Raw genomic sequence first — 17,070 nt, 5'->3', positions numbered from 1 at the left:
GGCGAAAATTTTGAATTTGATCCCCGCGCACACTACTCCCGGCGGCGCATACGCGGCTTGCAGTCAATGATTATCTGCGCCGCGAACTCTAGTTCCGAAATCGACACACCCATAGATGATTTCCAAGTTACATGACCTGGGACTTGGCTCGAAAGACCAGCATCTCAATGTCGCGGAAAGCCTGCGCAAGGCGATCTGCAGCAATCCGCACATGAAAGTGGTACGGCGTCAGGTTACTTGATCCGCGACATCTGTATTTCGCCAGCGATTACGTGCTCAACTATTACGGCGCTCGACAAGAGCCTCGAGTGAAATACTACCCGGCACTATTACGAAGCTGGCCACATGATGTATGTGCACATTCCGTCGCTGAAAATGCAGGCAAAACACTTGCGGGATTTTGTGAAGAAAGCGAGCTGAGCGTCGCGATGAAGTAGCAAATCCCTAGCACTGGCGCGCCTTTTCCGGCATTTAGTGCCGGGAAGTCGCGCCAAATGGCGATCTGCGGTGCGGTGTGGGGCGGAAAACCCCGGCAGTTATGGCAATTGTCGACCGCACATAGCCCGGACCATCTAATATTTGAGCTCCTGCAGCCGGCATTTTTCGATGAACTCAACGCAAGACGTGCGTTGAATTCAAATCAAAAGTACTGGCCTCTATCAAACGGACGCATGAACGCCGCCGCCGAAGAAAACGTTCGAGACGCATACAGGTACAGAGACACGAACACAAATACTCAACCGTACGCGGCGAACTACTTTCCCCACATAGATGGCCTTCGTGCGCTGGCGGTACTTGGCGTAATCATCTATCACCTCAACGCCAAATGGCTCCCCGGCGGCTTTGTGGGTGTCGATGTGTTCTTTGTGATCTCGGGATTCGTGGTGGCTTCCTCGCTTGGCTCGCACGCTGGCGAATCCACCATCAATTTCTTGATGGGCTTCTACGCGCGTCGACTGACGCGCATCGTCCCCGCCCTGTTGGCGATGTTACTTGTCACCGTCCTGTTCGTGGTGCTGGTCATTCCCGCCGGTTGGCTGACTGGATTTACCGAGCAGACTGCGCGCTATGCGTTTCTTGGTTTCAGCAACTATCTGCTCGCGACCAATGCGGAAGCATATTTCACCCCACGCGCAGAGTTCAACGCCTTTACACACACGTGGTCGCTGGGTGTTGAAGAGCAGTTTTACCTGGTGGTGCCCGCGCTGTTGTTTGGCTGGTTTGCCGCCACTCAGGCGCGCGCCCGAAAACGTTGGGCATTTTTTGCTTTGCTCGCCAGTATCGGCATTGCGTCAATGGTCTATGCGGCGTGGGCACAGACGCATGCACCATTGCAAGCGTTCTATTCCCTTTTCAGCCGATTTTGGGAACTCGCGCTGGGCGCACTGTTATTCCAGTTTACTCACGCAATGCAGAGTGGCAATGCGGCGATGAAGTTTGTCCGTTCCTGGAACAGTCGGTGGTTGCAATGGTGTGTCACCCTTTGCGGTGCAGCGTTGCTTGTCTGGAGTTATGTCGGCCTTCATGCCTCGGCATTTCCGTGGCCATCGGCGGTGATACCCGCGCTGGCGGCTGCTTTGCTGATCGGTGGCGTAGGCATTGATGAAGCGAGCACGCCAATTCGACGTCTGCTTTCGAGCAGTGTGCTGGTCAGCATCGGCTTGCGATCCTATTCGTTGTACCTGTGGCACTGGCCGGTGTTCGTGCTTATGCGTTGGACATTCGGTCTTGCGTCACCGTTCGGCCAAGGTGCCGCATTGGTGATAACCATGATTTGTGCCGAGCTATCGTATCGGTTTGTCGAGCGGCCCATTCGCGAAAACCGCTGGCTGCGCGCGCGTTCAAGTCTCGTTCGTGTCGCGCTCTTTGCGCTCGTGATCATTTCTTGCTCGATGCTGGCGCAAGCTTTTTTTGCCGCACGCCCAAAGCTGTCACTGAGCAATGTAACCAGGCAGGCGACGGATTGGTATGCCGTCGATCGCATGACGGGAATGGAAAAAACTCGCCACTGCAAGGTTGAACTCACCCACCGATCCATCGGTGAAATCGCGATCTTCGAATACCAGCCGAAGGATTGTGTGACATCGGTGACTTCGCGTCAGATGTTTGTCCTCGGGGACTCACACGCAACCGCATACCTGATGATGTTCGATCAGCTCGCGGCTGAAACGGGGATCTTGGTCCGCGTATATAGCGCTCCTGGGTGTCCGTATCTCGACTTATTTTCGCCAATGGGCAGTGGGCGCGCGAATCGCTGCATCCAGCTCCCGCTTGAAGCGCAAAAAGATGTGGTCACGCTTCTGCACGAGGGAGACATCGTATTCTTGCCCTCATTGCGCCTACGTCGTTTCACGGATCAATGGGCGCGACTTGATGAAGCGATAAGCTGGCAATACACGAACTCGCCGGAGGCGCTCTGCAACAGCGCCGCGGCATTGGCCGAAGCGGATCATTGGATCCAACCATTCTCCCGCGCGGGAGCAAGAGTCATGTTTGAGCTTCCCAAACCCGTTTTCCGAAGTCCAACTTATCGCTGTGCGGATTGGTTCAACGCGTCCAACGAAGTGTGCGCCGGCGGATTTACGATTGCGCGTGAAGAGCTTGAGAGGTATCGCGCACCTGCGGTGGGTTCTATCCAGACGCTTGCGCAGCACGACCGTCAACTGACCGTCTGGGACCCATTGCCGATCCTGTGCCCAACGGACACTTGCTCCGCATATGCCGAAGGGCGCCCACTATTTCTTGATGGCGACCACGTCAGTGCATTTGGAAATCGAACCCTGTTTCCAACATTTCGCCATCACGTCTGCGGCGTACTGGCGGAAGGCGAAAGGGAGAGTCGCTGTGATAGATGCGGTATTCGAGAGGGAAGCAACTCGTGGGTTCACTCCATCGCCATGTTGGCGAAACAACGAGTGCGAGTATCAAACTCTAGCACTGGAGCGGCTTTCAGCGGACAAATTCCATGAAAGCCTCGCCAATGCTAGAGTTTGTCAGAAATAGCCGGTCCTATGACGACTTATTGAGCCACGCCACCAGCATGCCCAGTAACAGCATCCCAATGGTATCGAACGCGATCTGTTGCGCGACCAGGTCAGAAGGCAGGCGCTGCACGGCAAAGTAGATCAGGTACATCGGGATGGTGGAAACCACGGCAATCGCCAGGCCGAATCGCAAACCCTGCGAGACCACGCCCTTGCCTGCTTCATGGCCCATCCGATAAATCCAGGTGAGGCCGATGCCAATCAACAGATGTGCGAACAGCATGAATCCAAAGTGCGCCTGCGCATCGGCCTCCGCACGAAAGATCGTGGATAACCTGGCGTAATCCGCCTGAAGCAGCGCTGCATGAACCACAAAGCCAACGAGCAATGCGGCGACGGCCATGACCAAAGACGAAATGATGAATTTCTTGTTCATTTTTTCCTCCCCCATTTGGTTGGTGTGAAGGAGTCTAGACCACTTGGGAAACGCCGGCAACGACGCCTATTTGCGGCCGCCTGCACCTTCTCCACCGACGCCGGCCTTGTCACCCCACAACGCGGTCAGACGCGCATCCCGTCCGCAGCCATTGCGGTAATACTTGTAGCGCAGCGGATTCTTGAGGTAGTAGTCCTGGTGATAATCCTCGGCGGGATAGAACTGCGTTGCCGCCGTGACCTCCGTGACGATGGCACCCTTGAACGGCTTACTCTTGTCCAGAGCGGCTTTCGATGCTTCGGCGGCCGCCTTTTGCGCATCGTCCGCATAGAAAATGCCGCTGCGATACTGGGATCCGTGATCGCAAAATTGCGCATCCTTGGTCGTCGGATCGATGTTGTGCCAGAACACGTCGAGCAGCTTTTGGTAGCTTACTTTCGCGGGGTCATAAACGATTTCAACCGCTTCCGTATGGCCCGTCCAACCCGCCGACACTTCTTTGTACGTTGGGTCCTTTTTGGTGCCGGCCGTGTATCCGGAGGTGGTGGAGACAACCCCGTCGAGTTTGTCGAAAGGCGCCTCCATGCACCAGAAACAGCCGCCGGCGAAGATCGCGCGTGCCGTATTTGCCGGCGCGGTCACTTTGCCGGGCTGCGCAGGTTTGGCGCTCGAGGTCGACACCTGTGCGTAAACAGCCGCGCCAGTCACGGCAATTGCGGCGGAGAGGAGTAGGAGAATACGGGAAAAATTGCGGGTCACAATCGGCACTCCAGCGGTTAAAGAGGATGAGTCGGTGATGGCGCGAAAGCCTTGCATACCGACCTTGAATTGCATTCGGTGCACGTTTGCGGCATGCGACCGGTTTCATGCGGTATGCTGATTATCAGACAACTCTACTCAATTCCCGTTCATGCGTATCTACCCCTATCGCCTGGTTAATGTTTTCGCCGAGACCATCTTCGGTGGCAATCCCCTTTGTGTGTTCGAATCCGCAGAAGGACTCGGCGACGAAGAAATGCAGGCCCTCGCGCTGCAATTCAACCTGTCCGAAACCACGTTTATCCTGCCCGCCGATTCCGCCACCGCGCAGGTTCGAATCTTCACGCCGACCTTCGAGATGCCCTTCGCGGGCCATCCCACGCTGGGCACCGCGCACGTCGTTCGAGAACTTTTCAAGGCGGGCGACCAGATCTCGCTGAAGATGAAGGCCGGGGTCATTCCTGTGTCTGCGGTGGGGGACGTCTGGACACTTACCGCGAATGCCCCGAGTTATCGCGAGCTTTCCGTGACGCGATCCGAAATGGCGAATATCCTCGGCCTCAAACCGGAAGATGTCCTCGACGGCGCCTGCTGGGTCAATACCGGCTCGGAACAACTGATTGTGCCGCTGGCGAGTGCCGACGCGGTGCGACGCGCCCAGCCGATCGCTGACCGGCTTGCGACCATTGCCAATGACCTGGGTCGATCGATGGCGTATGTGTTTGCGCCCGAGGGTGACGCCAAGCTGCTCTCGCGCTTTTTCTTCGTCAAACACAGTAGTGTGGTTGAGGACCCCGGTACCGGTTCGGCGACCGCCAATCTGGGTGGCTGGTTCTTGCGGCAGCAAAGGACATTACCCATTGCGTACGCCATCGACCAGGGCGCGGCGGTCAGTCGACCCTGCCGAATCGGCCTCAGCGTGGATGCGCTGTCGCAGATTCGCGTCAGTGGCCGGGCCATTGAAATCGGTCGTGGGCTGGTGACGCTGCCATAGTTTTGAATTGTCGCGGTCGCCATTCTAGGCGGATTACTTACTATTGAAAGGCAGGCAATTTCAACTAACCTCAGTATTTATATTACACATTAACAATACAATTTAATTATTTGTTTATATGTATTTTTTTAAATGGCGATCTATGAAACACTACCCGGAATCGAGGGTTGCACTTGGACCCGGCCCGTTTGTCATGCCCACTACTTGGGAGGCCCGGTTTGGTTGTGCACATGTTGGATTCGGCTTTCAAGTGTGCGCAGCCCCGAATCGCACTTCAGCCAGCGGCCACCGGCGACAAGGGCAAGACCGCGTGTGAGGTGGCATCAGCGCAGATTGTGCCGCAATTGAAGCAACCGACCCGCCCCCGTCCGATTGCATTACAGCGATGTGCCTGCCGCTGCGCGGCAGCGGCTCAGTCCGTCGCGACGGCCGCGACCAGCAGCGCGAATGCAGCGCCCAAGCCGGTGGGCAGGCCATAGCGCTCGAGCTTTGACATTGCGTCGCCGGCAATCAACTCGACCGGGATAGTGGTCTGTTCGAGCACCTTGTCGGTGGTCGAGTCCTCGATCATGCGGGTGAGCGAGTTTTTGCGCGAAGTGCTCATGATGATCCGGTCGCATTGGAGGCGCCGAGCCTCGTCCGCAATAGCAGGGGCCTTGGCGCCGACCCGCTCGTGGGCGGTATACGGAATGCCAAACTTTTCGATCAGGGCCCTGGCGGGTTGCAGCGCCTTCTCGGCCTCATCGTGGTGAAAGCAATCGCGCGTCTTCTTGCTGAGAAACTGTCCAACGTGGCGTGACAGCTTTGGCTGGACGTTGAGCAGATGAACCTCCATCCCGGTTCCTCATGAATTCTTTGGCGACATGTCGCAATGCATATTCCGAGTTGCGCGAACCGTCGACAGGAACAAGGACTTTCATCATGGCGTGACCTCCTTCAGTTGCGACGATATCATCGCGTTCCGCCTTGATCTGGCGGGCCAGTACCGCGAGGCGTGCAGAAATGCGCGACTCAAGCTTGCGGTGGTTCTTTACGAATCCTGTCCACAGCACCCCGCCGATAACCGCGAGGTACAGGAGCACCGACGCCGCACCGTTGGCGGCAAAGGTATCCTTCAGGAATGGTTCGCTGATGATCATCTTGGCAGCCGTCATCGCGAGTACGCCGGCGCCCAAATAGACGATTGCCGGAAAACGTTCTACCCATGTGAGCATGATCGTACTGCCCCAGACCACGATCGGCACACTGATCAAAAGGCCGATCACCACCAGCAAGTAGCTGCCTTGCGCCGCGCCGGCGACCGCAAGAACGTTATCCAACCCCATCACCATGTCCGCAACGACGATGGTCTGGATCGCGCCCCAGAAGCCGACCGCCGCTTTGACCTTGTTGCCTTCGTGTTCGCCGTTGACGCTTTCAGGCAGCAGCAAGCGATAAGCAATCCATACGAGCAGTGCTCCGCCCGCCAGCAGCAGCCCGGGAATCTTGAGTAGCCAGACCACGACCAGCGTCATTGCGCTACGTACCACAATCGCCCCGACGGCGCCCCAGACGATCGCGCGCTTCTGCAAATGCGGCGGCAGGCTGCGCGCCGCGAGCGCGATCACAATCGCGTTGTCGCCCGCCAGCACCAGGTCAATGACGATGATCGCGAGAAGCGCGGTAAGAAATTCGAGGGAAATGATGTCCATGGCCAGTCTTGCAGATCGGTTGGTACAGGGAAAAGTGTAGGAGCGCATTCACTTCACGTATATTCGAATTATTGATGATGATCATTCGAATAAACCGATGAGTTGTTTCGCGTTACCCCAAGATGGCTGGCCAGTCGTCACTTCGGCTTCAATAGAATTGGACGAAATATCCGATTCTTCGAATGGACCTGGCAAGGCCGGCTTGCTGCTACTTTTTCTTTCCGGACAATCACCTCTCCACGGCACGCACGTGTGCTAATACTTCGTGCAAAATCGTACAATCCATACCGATTCTTCGAGTAAACAGAAGGATAAAATCAATGAACTTCAAGCATTTGCGCTACTTCTGGCAGGTTGCCAAAGCGGGCGGCATCGCGCGTGCGAGTGAGCAGGTGCATCTGACTCCGCAGACCCTCAGCGGGCAAATCGGGCTGCTTGAAGAACGGCTTGGAACACCGTTGTTCACCAAACGCGGCCGTAATCTCGAATTGACGGAAGCGGGCCGGCTCGCCTTCGGCTACGCGAATGAGATCTTTGCCCTTGGGTCCGAATTGGAGGAGTCGCTCCGAAACTACCCGGCGGCCGGACGGCCAATCGAGTTTAGGGTCGGTGTGGCCGATGCGGTTCCCAAGTCGATCGCCTATCACCTGACCGAACCCGCGACCCGAATTGCCACTCCTGTGCGTATTGTGTGCCGCGAAGGGAAACTCGACAGCTTGCTCACGGAACTTGCCGGGCATCGGCTGGACCTAGTTATCGCAGACGCGCCGATCCCCCCCAGGGTAAGCGTGAATGCGTTTAATCACCGGCTCGGAGAATCGGGGATAAGCTTCTTCGCATCCGCCGCACTCTGCAAGAATAGCAGGGGAAACTTTCCAGCCTGTCTCGACGGCGTCCCGATGCTCGTTCCGGGGATGGACGCGGCAATTCGATCACGGCTGGATCGGTGGTGCGAGGCGAACAAACTGCGGCTCCTCGTGGTCGGGGAGTTCGACGACAGCGCATTGATGAAAGCCTTCGGGCAGCGTGGCGCAGGCGTGTTCATCGGACCAAGCGTTCTCGAATCGGAGATCGAAAAGCAGTACGGCGTGAAAACCCTGGGGAGAACCAAGGAAATCTTCGAGGAGTTTTTCGCGATTTCGATCGAGCGCCGCGTAACTCACCCCTGTGTCGTCGCCATTACCGGGGAGGCTAGAAGCGGGCTGTTTGTCACCCGCAAATCCGCTTGAGATTCACCAGATTGCCGTGATTGCGCGACGAGTTCGGCGCACCCATAACGGATTCCAAATACAATGACGTGGGAGACTCGCAACCATGAGCCAAACCGAAAGAGCCAACCGTTTCCGCGCATTGCACCTGCGTACCGGGGCGTTCGTCATGCCGAATCCATGGGATGGCGGTTCCGCCCGCATCCTCGCCGGACTTGGCTTTCAGGCACTCGCGACGTCGAGCGGTGCGTCGGCCGGCGTGCTCGGGCGTCGTGATGGCAGCGTCACACGCGAAGAAGCGCTGACGCAGATCCGCACCATCGTCGCCGCGACCGACCTGCCCTTGGCGGCCGACCTGGAAAAAGGCTTCGGTGATTCCCCTGCGGTCGTAGCGGAGACCATTCGCCTTGGCGCGGAGGCCGGATTGGTCGGTGGTTCGATCGAGGATGCCACCGGCGACAGGTCACGTCCATTGTTCGACATCGGCCTGGCGACGGAACGCATCGCGGCGGCGGCTGAAGTAGCACGGGCGCTGCCTTTCGCCTTTACGTTGACGGCGCGAGCTGAAAATTATCTTTGCGGGAACCCGGATCTGGACGACACGATCAAACGCCTGCAAGCCTATGAGCGGATCGGCGCGGATGTGCTGTTCGCGCCAGGTTTGCCTGACCTGGCCTCGGTGCGTGCAGTCTGCGCGGCAGTATCGAAACCGGTCAATTTCATGGTCGGCATCAAGGGCCGCTCCTTCAGCGTGGCCGAACTTGAAGCGGCCGGGGTCAAACGCATCAGCCTCGCCACCTCGCTGTTTCGAGCGGCGATGACCGGGCTGATCGATGCGGCGCAGGAAATCAGGGACCGGGGTACGTTCGACTATCTCGACCGTACATTGCCGTCGCGTGGCGTAAACGATTTCATGCGGCCGTGATCCTCGAAATCGCCACGCTCGAGTTGCGCCCTGCACTGGCGCAAGAGTTCGAATCGGCATTCCAGCAGGCCGCGGCAATTATTTCCGCCATGCCGGGCTACGTTTCGCATGAATTGCAGCGCGGGATTGAAAAGCCCAACCGGTATGTATTGCTGGTGCGCTGGCAGACCCTTGAAGATCACACAATCGGTTTCCGGCAATCCGGCGACTATCAGCGCTGGAAGGCGCTGCTGCATCATTTCTACGATCCGTTTCCGAGTGTCGAACACTTCGAGAGTGTCAGCTAGCGAGCCTTCAAATTGGCGGAATGGAACGCCAGGTGATCGGCAATGAACGTGGAAATGAAAAAATAGCCGTGGTCATAGCCGGGGTGGCGCCTCAGGGTGAGCGGCTGTTCCGCTGCCGCGCAGGCCGCTTCGAACAATTCCGGCCGGAGTTGCTGCTGTTCGAGAAATTTGTCGGCGCCACCCTGATCGATCAGGATGCCTGCCGGAAACGGCGTCTTTCGTTGGCGCAATAGCTCGCTTGCATCGTGTTGCGACCAGGCTTGGCGGTCAGTCCCCAGATAGTTTTCCAGCGCATTTTCGCCCCACGGACATTGCATCGGCGCGCAGATCGGCGCGAATGCCGAGACCGAGCGATACACGTCGGTGTGACGAAGGGCCAGGGTTAGCGCGCCGTGGCCGCCCATCGAGTGCCCGAAAATGCCGATGCGATCGGCATGCGCGGGAAAATTCGCCACGATCATCTCGCGCAATTCGTCGACAACGTAGGTCTCCATGCGGAAGTGCTTGCTCCATGGCGCCTCAGTGGCATCGAGATAAAAGCCCGCACCTTCGCCGAAATCCCAATCCAGGGTCGCGCCTTCGATGCCGGTATTGCGCGGGCTGGTATCGGTGGTGACCAGCATCAGGCCATACTCCGCCGCCAATCGCTGGGCGCCGGCCTTGATCATGAAGGTCTCTTCGGTCGCGGTGAGACCGGCGAGAAAGAACAACACAGGCACGGCGCCCTGCTTTGCCTGCGGCGGTTGATAGACCGCGAAGCGCATCGGCAAGCCGACAGCGGTGGACCGATGCTGATAAAAACCCTGCACGCCACCGAAGCAGGCGTGTTCGCTGATGGTTTCAATCATCAGTAAATCACGACGGAGCGAATCGATTCTCCACTTTTCATCAGATCAAAGCCGTCATTGATCCGCTCCAGCGGCAAGGTGTGAGTGATCAGATCGTCGATATTGATCTTGCCTTCCATGTACCAGTCGACAATCCTCGGTACGTCGGTGCGGCCACGCGCACCGCCGAATGCCGAGCCTTCCCACTTGCGGCCGGTCACCAGTTGGAACGGTCGCGTGCTGATTTCGGCTCCAGCCTCCGCCACACCGATGATGATCGATCGTCCCCAGCCCTTGTGACAGCACTCCAGCGCCTGGCGCATGGTCTTGGTATTGCCGATGCATTCAAAGCTGTAGTCGGCGCCGCCATCGGTTAATTGCACAATGGCGTCGACGACATTTTCAACGTTTTTCGGATTGACAAAATGTGTCATGCCGAATTTGCGAGCGAGTGCCTCGCGGGCCGGATTCAAATCCACGCCGATGATCTTGTCGGCGCCGACCATTTTCGCGCCCTGAATCACATTCAGCCCGATACCGCCCAAGCCAAACACCACGACATTGGCGCCCGCCTCAACCTTGGCTGAAAAGATCACGGCGCCAATGCCGGTGGTCACGCCGCAGCCGATATAGCAAACCTTGTCAAAGGGGGCGTCTTCACGAATCTTGGCGAGCGCAATTTCAGGCACCACGGTGTAATTTGAGAACGTGGACGTACCCATGTAATGCAGCACCGGCTTCCCACCAATGGAGAAACGGCTGGTGGCATCGGGCATCAGGCCCTTGCCCTGCGTGGCACGGATCGATTGGCAGAGGTTGGTCTTGCGCGACAGGCAGAATTTGCACTGGCGGCATTCCGGCGTGTACAGCGGAATGACGTGATCGCCCTTCTTCAGGCTTTTGACGCCTGCGCCGACGTCGACCACTACACCCGCGCCCTCGTGCCCGAGAATGGCGGGAAACAATCCCTCGGGATCGGCACCCGACAGTGTGTAGTAGTCAGTGTGGCAAATACCCGTTGCCTTGATTTCCACCAGCACTTCGCCCGCTTGCGGGCCTTGCAAGTCAACTTCTTCAATCGTCAAGGGTGCACCGGCTTTCCAGGCGATGGCAGCTTTGGTTTTCATGGGCTCAGCGGTGTAAGTGGAGAATTGGGAGGTGCAATTTCGTTGAAGTCTCGATTGCTATTTGCGACGAGCGGCTTCGCCTACTCGCCGATGATGTCGGCGCCCTTTGGCGGAGTGAATACATATGCCTTCGCGTCAATTTTCGGATTGCGTTCGAATATTGTAAACGTGAGTCGCGTCCGGTTACCGAATGCGTCATTCAGTTCCATTGCCGCCAGCTCTCCCTTACGAAATCCGACCCGCATTTTTTCGATACCAGCGTCTTTTTGGCGTGGCAGCGCATCGAGCCACTCGATGCGGTCCCCGTGCTCGTCGGTGTCACCCGAGGCCACCAGGGTAAACGCCTTGTCGATTTCGCCCTTGCCCGCCAGCAGCGCAGCCGGTGTGCCAGAAAAAGCCTGGTCGAGCTTTTTGATGGTGACCTGATTCAGGTCCTGATCAAAGAATGAAACTTTCTTGCCGTCACCGACAATTAGTTGCGCGGGTTTTTCATAGGTAAAACGAAACTTGCCGGGGCGCGTAAAGACGAGCGTGCCATTGCTTTTTTGCATCGGTTTATCTTTGGCGTCGAACACGGACTGTTCGAAATTGGCGCGTCCGGATTGAACGGTGGAGACGAAAGACTGGAAATCGGCGATGGCATTTGCGAAGGATGAAAGTGAAAAAGTGGCGGCGAAAGAAAATATCGACTTGGCGGCCAGATGTCTAAGCGTAGCGCCCGTCATTCCCGCGAAGGCGGGAATCCAGGGTACGTTGCGAAATTGGATTCCCGCCTTCGCAGGAATGACGGCTTTTAATTCTTGATTCTGTTTGAATTTCATAAAATTCAGCCGCCCTCAACACTGCGATTCGGTGCCAAAATTTCCCGATTGCCATTGGATTGCATCGTAGACACGAGCCCGGCTTTTTCCATATCCTCAAGCAAACGTGCCGCGCGGTTATAACCGATGCGCAAATGTCGCTGCACCAGCGAAATTGATGCGCGCTTGTTCTGCAATACCACTTGCACGGCCTGGTCGTAAAGCGGATCGGATTCAGCCGCCCCACTGTTGCCGCCTTCCGGCAGTTCCAGTGATTCTTCCGGCGAATCGAGGATGCCTTCGATGTACTGTGGATCTCCCTGCCGCTTCAAATGTTCAACCACACGGTGCACCTCGGCGTCACCGACAAACGCACCGTGGACGCGCTGCGGCATGCCGGTGCCCGGCGGCAGATACAGCATGTCGCCCTGCCCCAGCAGCGCCTCGGCCCCCTGTTGGTCAAGGATGGTTCGTGAATCGATTTTGGAGGATACCTGGAAGGCCACCCGCGTCGGCACATTGGCCTTGATCAGGCCGGTAATCACATCAACGCTCGGACGCTGCGTGGCGAGGACAAGATGGATACCTGATGCGCGCGCCTTTTGCGCCAGCCGGGCAATCAGTTCCTCCACTTTCTTGCCGACCACCATCATCATGTCGGCCAACTCGTCGATGACGACGACGATCAGCGGCAATGGTTCAAGAGGCTCCGGCGCATCCGGCGTCAGCGAGAACGGATGTGGAAGCGGCTGGCCTTTTTCCTTGGCCTCGCGGATCTTGGTGTTGTAGCCCGCGATGTTGCGCACACCGACGGCACTCATCAGTTTGTATCGCCGGTCCATTTCCGATACGCACCAGTTCAACGCGTAGCCCGCGAGCCGCATGTCGGTGACCACCGGTGAGAGCAAATGCGGGATGCCTTCGTAGACTGAAAGTTCCAGCATCTTCGGGTCGATCAGGATCAGCCGCACTTCGTTGGCCGTCGCCTTGTACACCAGAGACAAAATCATCGCGTTGATCGCGACCGATTTTCCCGACCCGGTGGTTCCCGCGACGAGTACATGCGGCATCTTGGCAAGGTCGGCGACAACGGCCCGCCCGGCAATATCCTTGCCCATCGCGATTGCGAGTTTCGAATGCGATGTACCGTAAACCTCAGAGCCGAGAATTTCCGACAGGCGCACAATTTCGCGCTTCGGATTCGGAATTTCCAGGCCCATGTGCGAGGTACCGGGAATGGTCTCGACCACGCGGATGGAGGTGACCGACAATGCACGCGCGAGATCGCGAGACAGGTTTACAATCTGCGAGCCCTTCACACCAACGGCAGGTTCGATTTCATAACGCGTGATAACCGGCCCGGGATGCGCGGCAACTACTTTCGCCTGCACATTGAAATCCAGCAATTTGCGTTCGATCAGACGCGAAGTGAATTCAAGCGTCTCGTTGCTAGGTCGCTCGATACTCGCGTCAGCCGGGTCGAGCAAAGCGATGGGTGGCAGCGGCGAATCGGGCAGATCCGAGAAAAGCGGAGCTTGCTTTTCCTTGCGCACGCGCTCGGATTGGGGAATCTCCGTCACGGTCGGCTCAATGCGGATCGGCGGATGATCCTCAATGATCCGTTTCATCTCCTCAACTTTTTCTTCACGCGCCTCAACCGCGTGTTCGCCGACGGAGCGATCACGGCGCGCCTCGAGCTTTGCTTTCGTACTCAGCCAAAGCCATTCCACACCGGTGCCGACCTTTTCCGCAAGCTTTATCCATGACAGGCCGCTGAAGACAGATATCGCGCCGGCACAGGCGGCCAGAAGCAGGATCGTGCCGCCGGTAAAGCCCAGCCCTTTTTCGATACCGTCTGCGAACAAGCTACCAATGACGCCACCTGGCCCATTTGGCAAAGGCACCGTCAGTGAATGCAAGCGCAATGCCTCAAGTGTGCTCGACGCGATGAGGAGGATCACGAATCCAATCAGCGAGATTGCGACATTGCGGTGATCGAACATGCTCCAGACTTCGACACGATGAAACAGGCGCATTACCGCATAAACGGCAAACACCACCCACCACCAGGCCGATAGCCCGTTTATACCAAATGCGAAATGCGAGACCTGCGCACCCATCCAGCCGCCTCTATTAAGGATGGGGCCATCCTTGACGGTGAAGAAATATCCGGGATCACTCTGCTGGTAAGTCGCAAAGATGAGAAGGAGATAAAACGCGACCGCGAGGAAGAAAATCCAGCCGGCCTCGCGCATCAGGCGCGATAAGCGGGTGGATTGCGGGGTGGAGGAACGCGGCGCGGCAGCCGTCGGGTCGAAAATCTCGTTATCTTTGCGGGCACTCATAGGTGGGTGCCATTATAGCGGCTGGAAATACTTCGCCCGATTCTCTCGCACGCCGCCGCGACAGCGAGCGCATAGCCTGGTCCGGCTAAAACGACGGCGGCAATTTCTCGTCGTGAATCGTGATGGTCTTGGCTTCCACCGAGATGTAGCCGCGGTCTGACAGGTCTTTCAGGATCCGGTTCACCATTTCGCGCGATGCGCCCACCATATTCGCGATGTCCTGTTGGGAAAGCTTTTCTCCGACCACCAATTTGCCGTTGGTATTGATGGCAAGTTCCAGCAGCGTATTGGCGACACGACCGTAGACATCCATCAAGGCCAGCGTGGATATTTTGCGATCGGCGTCGCGCAATCGCTTCGCCAGGGCCTGCATCACCAGCGTAGCGATACGCGGGGCCTTTTCGACGGAACTCTCAAACGCAGAACGCGACAGGACCTTGAAGACCGCGTGTTCAAGCGTCGAAACCGACGCCGAGCGCGGCTGGCTGTCAATCAGCGACATTTCACCAAAAAAATCCCCCGGCCCGAGTATTTTCAGGATGATTTCACGGCCGTCTTCGTCACCAATGAAGACCTTCACCCGGCCCGACACAATCGCGTAGAGCGAATCGCCAATATCGCCTTCGGTCAACACGACGTTGCCTTTGGCGACATGCTTGTCGATGGCGAGATCATTGATGACCGTCATATCGACGTCGCTCAAGTCTTTGAAAAGTGGAATAGACCGTAACATGCGTTCCCCTGATAACACCCATCGATCGGGCGGCTTTGGTCATGCCGGCACGCTCGACGCCAGATTGGCAAGGTGCGAGCGCGCATGAAATTGAAAGCCATTTTCGCACACTTGCAAACGGTTTGCCCCAATCACCGGCCGGGCATTGCCGGCACGGAAGCAAGGTTGATTTTTGCGCGCCTAGACCCCACCTTGACGTTGATGAGTATTTGCGGCTTTTTTTCGTAAGCTAAAATAGCAATCATTCTGTTGAAAACAATCGAAAGTTCACCATGTCCCTCATACACCATCGCTTGATCATTCTGGGCTCCGGTCCTGCCGGTTATTCCGCGGCGGTTTACGCGGCACGGGCGAACTTGAATCCGGTACTCATTACGGGTATCGCCCAAGGCGGTCAGCTCATGACCACCACCGACGTCGAAAACTGGCCCGCCGATCCAGATGGCGTGCAGGGTCCCGTGCTAATGGAGCGCTTTCTGAAGCATGCCGAGCGATTCAATACGCAGATCGTCTTCGACCATATCCATACCGTCGACCTCAAGAGCCGCCCGTTCACGCTGACCGGCGACTCCGGCACCTACACGTGTGATGCGCTGATTGTCGCCACTGGTGCGTCAGCCCAATATCTCGGCCTGCCCTCGGAGGAAGCCTTCATGGGAAAAGGTGTCTCGGGATGCGCGACCTGCGACGGTTTCTTTTACAAAGGTCAGGATGTCTGCGTGGTCGGCGGCGGAAATACCGCAGTTGAAGAAGCGCTGTATCTTTCCAATATCGCCAGGCATGTCACGGTCATTCATCGCCGCGACAAATTCCGTTCGGAAAAAATTCTGGCCGATCGGCTGATGGCGAAAGAAAAGGAAGGCAAGGTCACGATCCTGTGGAATAGCGCGCTCGATGAAGTGTTGGGCGACAAGACGGGCGTGACGGGCGTGCGCGTCAAATCGACCCAGGATGGCACAACCCGCGATCTCGTGCTCAAAGGCTGTTTCGTCGCCATTGGCCACAAGCCCAATACCGAGATTTTTGTGGGTCAACTCGATATGGCCAACGGCTACATCATTACCCAATCCGGTAACAAGGGAAATGCTACCGCGACATCGGTACCAGGCGTATTTGCGGCCGGCGACGTGCAGGATCATATTTATCGGCAGGCCGTTACCAGCGCGGGTACAGGCTGCATGGCGGCTCTGGACGCGGACAAGTATCTTGAGGCGCTGCATTGAGGCTTTGTGAAAAGATCAGCGTGACGTTGGCAAACTCTACCACTGGTGCGGTCGTCAGGCCATAAATAGCCGTAAAGGCGCGCCTGTGCTTGAGTTCGTATTTGCGCCGGGCTGCTAAACATGTCAACACCCGCAACACCACCGACTGACGATGAGTTGTTCCGCGCCGAGATGGCGGCGGATCAGGTCACGCCACTGAAATCCCGGCCGCGCGCGGAACTAGCGAAGCCGCGTCCCAAGCCAATCGCCATCAAGCGCATGGAAGACGACGCTGCTATCCCCGGTGATTTGCTCAAGGACACGTCGGGCTGGGATGCGGACATAGAAAACGGTGATCTCATCACATTTCTGCGGCCGGGCCTACCTTCCGAAATCATCCGCAAGCTCCGGCGGGGCCAGTGGATCGTTCAAGCCACGCTCGATCTCCATGGCGTGACGGCCGATGCGGCGCGGACGGAACTGTCACGTTTCCTCGCTCACGCGCGCCATGCCGGTATCCGCTGCGTGTGCATTGTCCATGGTAAGGGGTACCGCTCTCCAAATAACGTACCGATCCTGCGCAACAAGGTTCGCCTCTCGCTCACGCAACGCAATGAAGTGCTGGCGTTTTGCGATGCATTGCCCGCGGATGGAGGTTCCGGTGCGGTCGTGGTGTTGCTGAAAGCGTCCTGACATGCGGCTGACCCGGTCTTTCCGCTAGAATTGCACCTTCCCCTACCGCGGCGTGGCAG

14 protein-coding genes and 2 pseudogenes are annotated in these 17,070 nt (G+C 57.3%); 7 read left to right on the top strand and 9 right to left on the bottom strand.

Annotated elements, in window-relative coordinates:
- Positions 1 to 671: 671 nt before the first annotated feature.
- The gene (locus tag IPP88_12975) at positions 672 to 2,969 is read left to right on the top strand and encodes an acyltransferase (GenBank protein MBL0123597.1); all 2,298 of its coding nucleotides are present in this window, start codon (positions 672 to 674) and stop codon (positions 2,967 to 2,969) included.
- Positions 2,970 to 3,009: 40 nt separating this feature from the next.
- On the opposite strand, the gene IPP88_12970 is transcribed toward IPP88_12975, so the two are convergent.
- Together IPP88_12970 and msrA are read right to left on the bottom strand one after the other, a co-directional pair.
- Positions 3,010 to 3,420 (bottom strand): hypothetical protein, encoded by a 411-nt coding sequence (locus tag IPP88_12970; protein MBL0123596.1) that lies wholly within the window; start codon positions 3,418 to 3,420, stop codon positions 3,010 to 3,012.
- Positions 3,421 to 3,486: 66 nt separating this feature from the next.
- Positions 3,487 to 4,236 (bottom strand): peptide-methionine (S)-S-oxide reductase MsrA, encoded by a 750-nt coding sequence (gene msrA, locus IPP88_12965; protein ID MBL0123595.1) that lies wholly within the window; start codon positions 4,234 to 4,236, stop codon positions 3,487 to 3,489.
- A gap of 94 nt (positions 4,237 to 4,330) precedes the next feature.
- Between msrA and IPP88_12960 the strand changes: the two genes are divergently transcribed.
- Positions 4,331 to 5,173, top strand: a complete 843-nt coding sequence (locus tag IPP88_12960; GenBank protein ID MBL0123594.1) for a PhzF family phenazine biosynthesis protein — start codon at positions 4,331 to 4,333, stop codon at positions 5,171 to 5,173.
- A gap of 412 nt (positions 5,174 to 5,585) precedes the next feature.
- On the opposite strand, the pseudogene IPP88_12955 reads toward IPP88_12960, so the two are convergent.
- Both IPP88_12955 and IPP88_12950 read right to left on the bottom strand, forming a co-directional pair.
- Positions 5,586 to 6,096, bottom strand: a pseudogene (locus IPP88_12955) (universal stress protein).
- Positions 6,097 to 6,204: 108 nt separating this feature from the next.
- Positions 6,205 to 6,864: pseudogene (locus IPP88_12950) on the bottom strand (TerC family protein).
- 320 nt (positions 6,865 to 7,184) lie between these two features.
- Here IPP88_12950 and nhaR point away from each other — a divergent pair.
- The 3 genes from nhaR to IPP88_12935 all read left to right on the top strand — a co-directional run bounded on the left by nhaR (position 7,185) and on the right by IPP88_12935 (position 9,284).
- Complete coding sequence (gene nhaR / locus IPP88_12945; GenBank protein MBL0123593.1) at positions 7,185 to 8,093, top strand: transcriptional activator NhaR; 909 nt, start codon at positions 7,185 to 7,187, stop codon at positions 8,091 to 8,093.
- Between the two features lie 85 nt (positions 8,094 to 8,178).
- Positions 8,179 to 8,997, top strand: a complete 819-nt coding sequence (locus IPP88_12940; protein ID MBL0123592.1) for an isocitrate lyase/phosphoenolpyruvate mutase family protein — start codon at positions 8,179 to 8,181, stop codon at positions 8,995 to 8,997.
- A complete protein-coding gene (locus IPP88_12935; protein ID MBL0123591.1) occupies positions 8,994 to 9,284 on the top strand; it encodes an antibiotic biosynthesis monooxygenase in 291 nt (96 codons plus the stop codon). The genes IPP88_12940 and IPP88_12935 overlap by 4 nt, the downstream gene beginning before the upstream one ends.
- Here the strand turns inward: IPP88_12935 and fghA are convergent.
- The 5 genes from fghA to IPP88_12910 form a co-directional block, all read right to left on the bottom strand.
- Positions 9,281 to 10,132: an S-formylglutathione hydrolase gene (gene fghA / locus IPP88_12930; GenBank protein MBL0123590.1), complete on the bottom strand. Its 852-nt coding sequence runs from the start codon at positions 10,130 to 10,132 to the stop codon at positions 9,281 to 9,283. The two genes, IPP88_12935 and fghA, sit on opposite strands and share 4 nt — an antisense overlap.
- Positions 10,132 to 11,238, bottom strand: a complete 1,107-nt coding sequence (locus tag IPP88_12925; protein MBL0123589.1) for an S-(hydroxymethyl)glutathione dehydrogenase/class III alcohol dehydrogenase — start codon at positions 11,236 to 11,238, stop codon at positions 10,132 to 10,134. Before IPP88_12925 ends, fghA begins: the two co-directional genes overlap by 1 nt.
- A gap of 80 nt (positions 11,239 to 11,318) precedes the next feature.
- A complete protein-coding gene (gene lolA / locus IPP88_12920) occupies positions 11,319 to 11,963 on the bottom strand; it encodes an outer membrane lipoprotein chaperone LolA (protein MBL0123588.1) in 645 nt (214 codons plus the stop codon).
- A 101-nt stretch (positions 11,964 to 12,064) separates the two neighbouring features.
- Positions 12,065 to 14,383, bottom strand: a complete 2,319-nt coding sequence (locus IPP88_12915; GenBank protein MBL0123587.1) for a DNA translocase FtsK 4TM domain-containing protein — start codon at positions 14,381 to 14,383, stop codon at positions 12,065 to 12,067.
- A gap of 85 nt (positions 14,384 to 14,468) precedes the next feature.
- On the bottom strand, positions 14,469 to 15,086 hold the full coding sequence (locus IPP88_12910; protein ID MBL0123586.1) for a cyclic nucleotide-binding domain-containing protein: 618 nt from the start codon (positions 15,084 to 15,086) through the stop codon (positions 14,469 to 14,471).
- Between the two features lie 302 nt (positions 15,087 to 15,388).
- Between IPP88_12910 and trxB the strand changes: the two genes are divergently transcribed.
- Both trxB and IPP88_12900 read left to right on the top strand, forming a co-directional pair.
- Positions 15,389 to 16,339, top strand: coding sequence for a thioredoxin-disulfide reductase (gene trxB, locus IPP88_12905; GenBank protein ID MBL0123585.1), 951 nt, complete (start codon positions 15,389 to 15,391; stop codon positions 16,337 to 16,339).
- 120 nt (positions 16,340 to 16,459) lie between these two features.
- On the top strand, positions 16,460 to 17,011 hold the full coding sequence (locus tag IPP88_12900; protein MBL0123584.1) for a Smr/MutS family protein: 552 nt from the start codon (positions 16,460 to 16,462) through the stop codon (positions 17,009 to 17,011).
- Positions 17,012 to 17,070: the final 59 nt, after the last annotated feature.

It is taken from the genome of Betaproteobacteria bacterium, assembly GCA_016720925.1.
Lineage (GTDB): Bacteria > Pseudomonadota > Gammaproteobacteria > Burkholderiales > Usitatibacteraceae > UKL13-2.
Note: the sequence above shows the minus strand (reverse complement) of the source record. Positions and strands in the feature narration are given on the sequence as shown.

What these genes read in the sequence shown, in the direction of transcription:
- msrA (MBL0123595.1), bottom strand. Translation starts at nt 4,236, where the DNA reads ATGCAAGGCTTTCGCGCCATCACCGACTCATCCTCTTTAACCGCTGGA.
- IPP88_12975 (MBL0123597.1), top strand. Translation starts at nt 672, where the DNA reads ATGAACGCCGCCGCCGAAGAAAACGTTCGAGACGCATACAGGTACAGA.
- nhaR (MBL0123593.1), top strand. Translation starts at nt 7,185, where the DNA reads ATGAACTTCAAGCATTTGCGCTACTTCTGGCAGGTTGCCAAAGCGGGC.
- lolA (MBL0123588.1), bottom strand. Translation starts at nt 11,963, where the DNA reads ATGACGGGCGCTACGCTTAGACATCTGGCCGCCAAGTCGATATTTTCT.
- IPP88_12900 (MBL0123584.1), top strand. Translation starts at nt 16,460, where the DNA reads ATGTCAACACCCGCAACACCACCGACTGACGATGAGTTGTTCCGCGCC.
- trxB (MBL0123585.1), top strand. Translation starts at nt 15,389, where the DNA reads ATGTCCCTCATACACCATCGCTTGATCATTCTGGGCTCCGGTCCTGCC.
- IPP88_12960 (MBL0123594.1), top strand. Translation starts at nt 4,331, where the DNA reads ATGCGTATCTACCCCTATCGCCTGGTTAATGTTTTCGCCGAGACCATC.
- IPP88_12915 (MBL0123587.1), bottom strand. Translation starts at nt 14,383, where the DNA reads ATGAGTGCCCGCAAAGATAACGAGATTTTCGACCCGACGGCTGCCGCG.
- IPP88_12970 (MBL0123596.1), bottom strand. Translation starts at nt 3,420, where the DNA reads ATGAACAAGAAATTCATCATTTCGTCTTTGGTCATGGCCGTCGCCGCA.
- IPP88_12925 (MBL0123589.1), bottom strand. Translation starts at nt 11,238, where the DNA reads ATGAAAACCAAAGCTGCCATCGCCTGGAAAGCCGGTGCACCCTTGACG.
- IPP88_12940 (MBL0123592.1), top strand. Translation starts at nt 8,179, where the DNA reads ATGAGCCAAACCGAAAGAGCCAACCGTTTCCGCGCATTGCACCTGCGT.
- fghA (MBL0123590.1), bottom strand. Translation starts at nt 10,132, where the DNA reads ATGATTGAAACCATCAGCGAACACGCCTGCTTCGGTGGCGTGCAGGGT.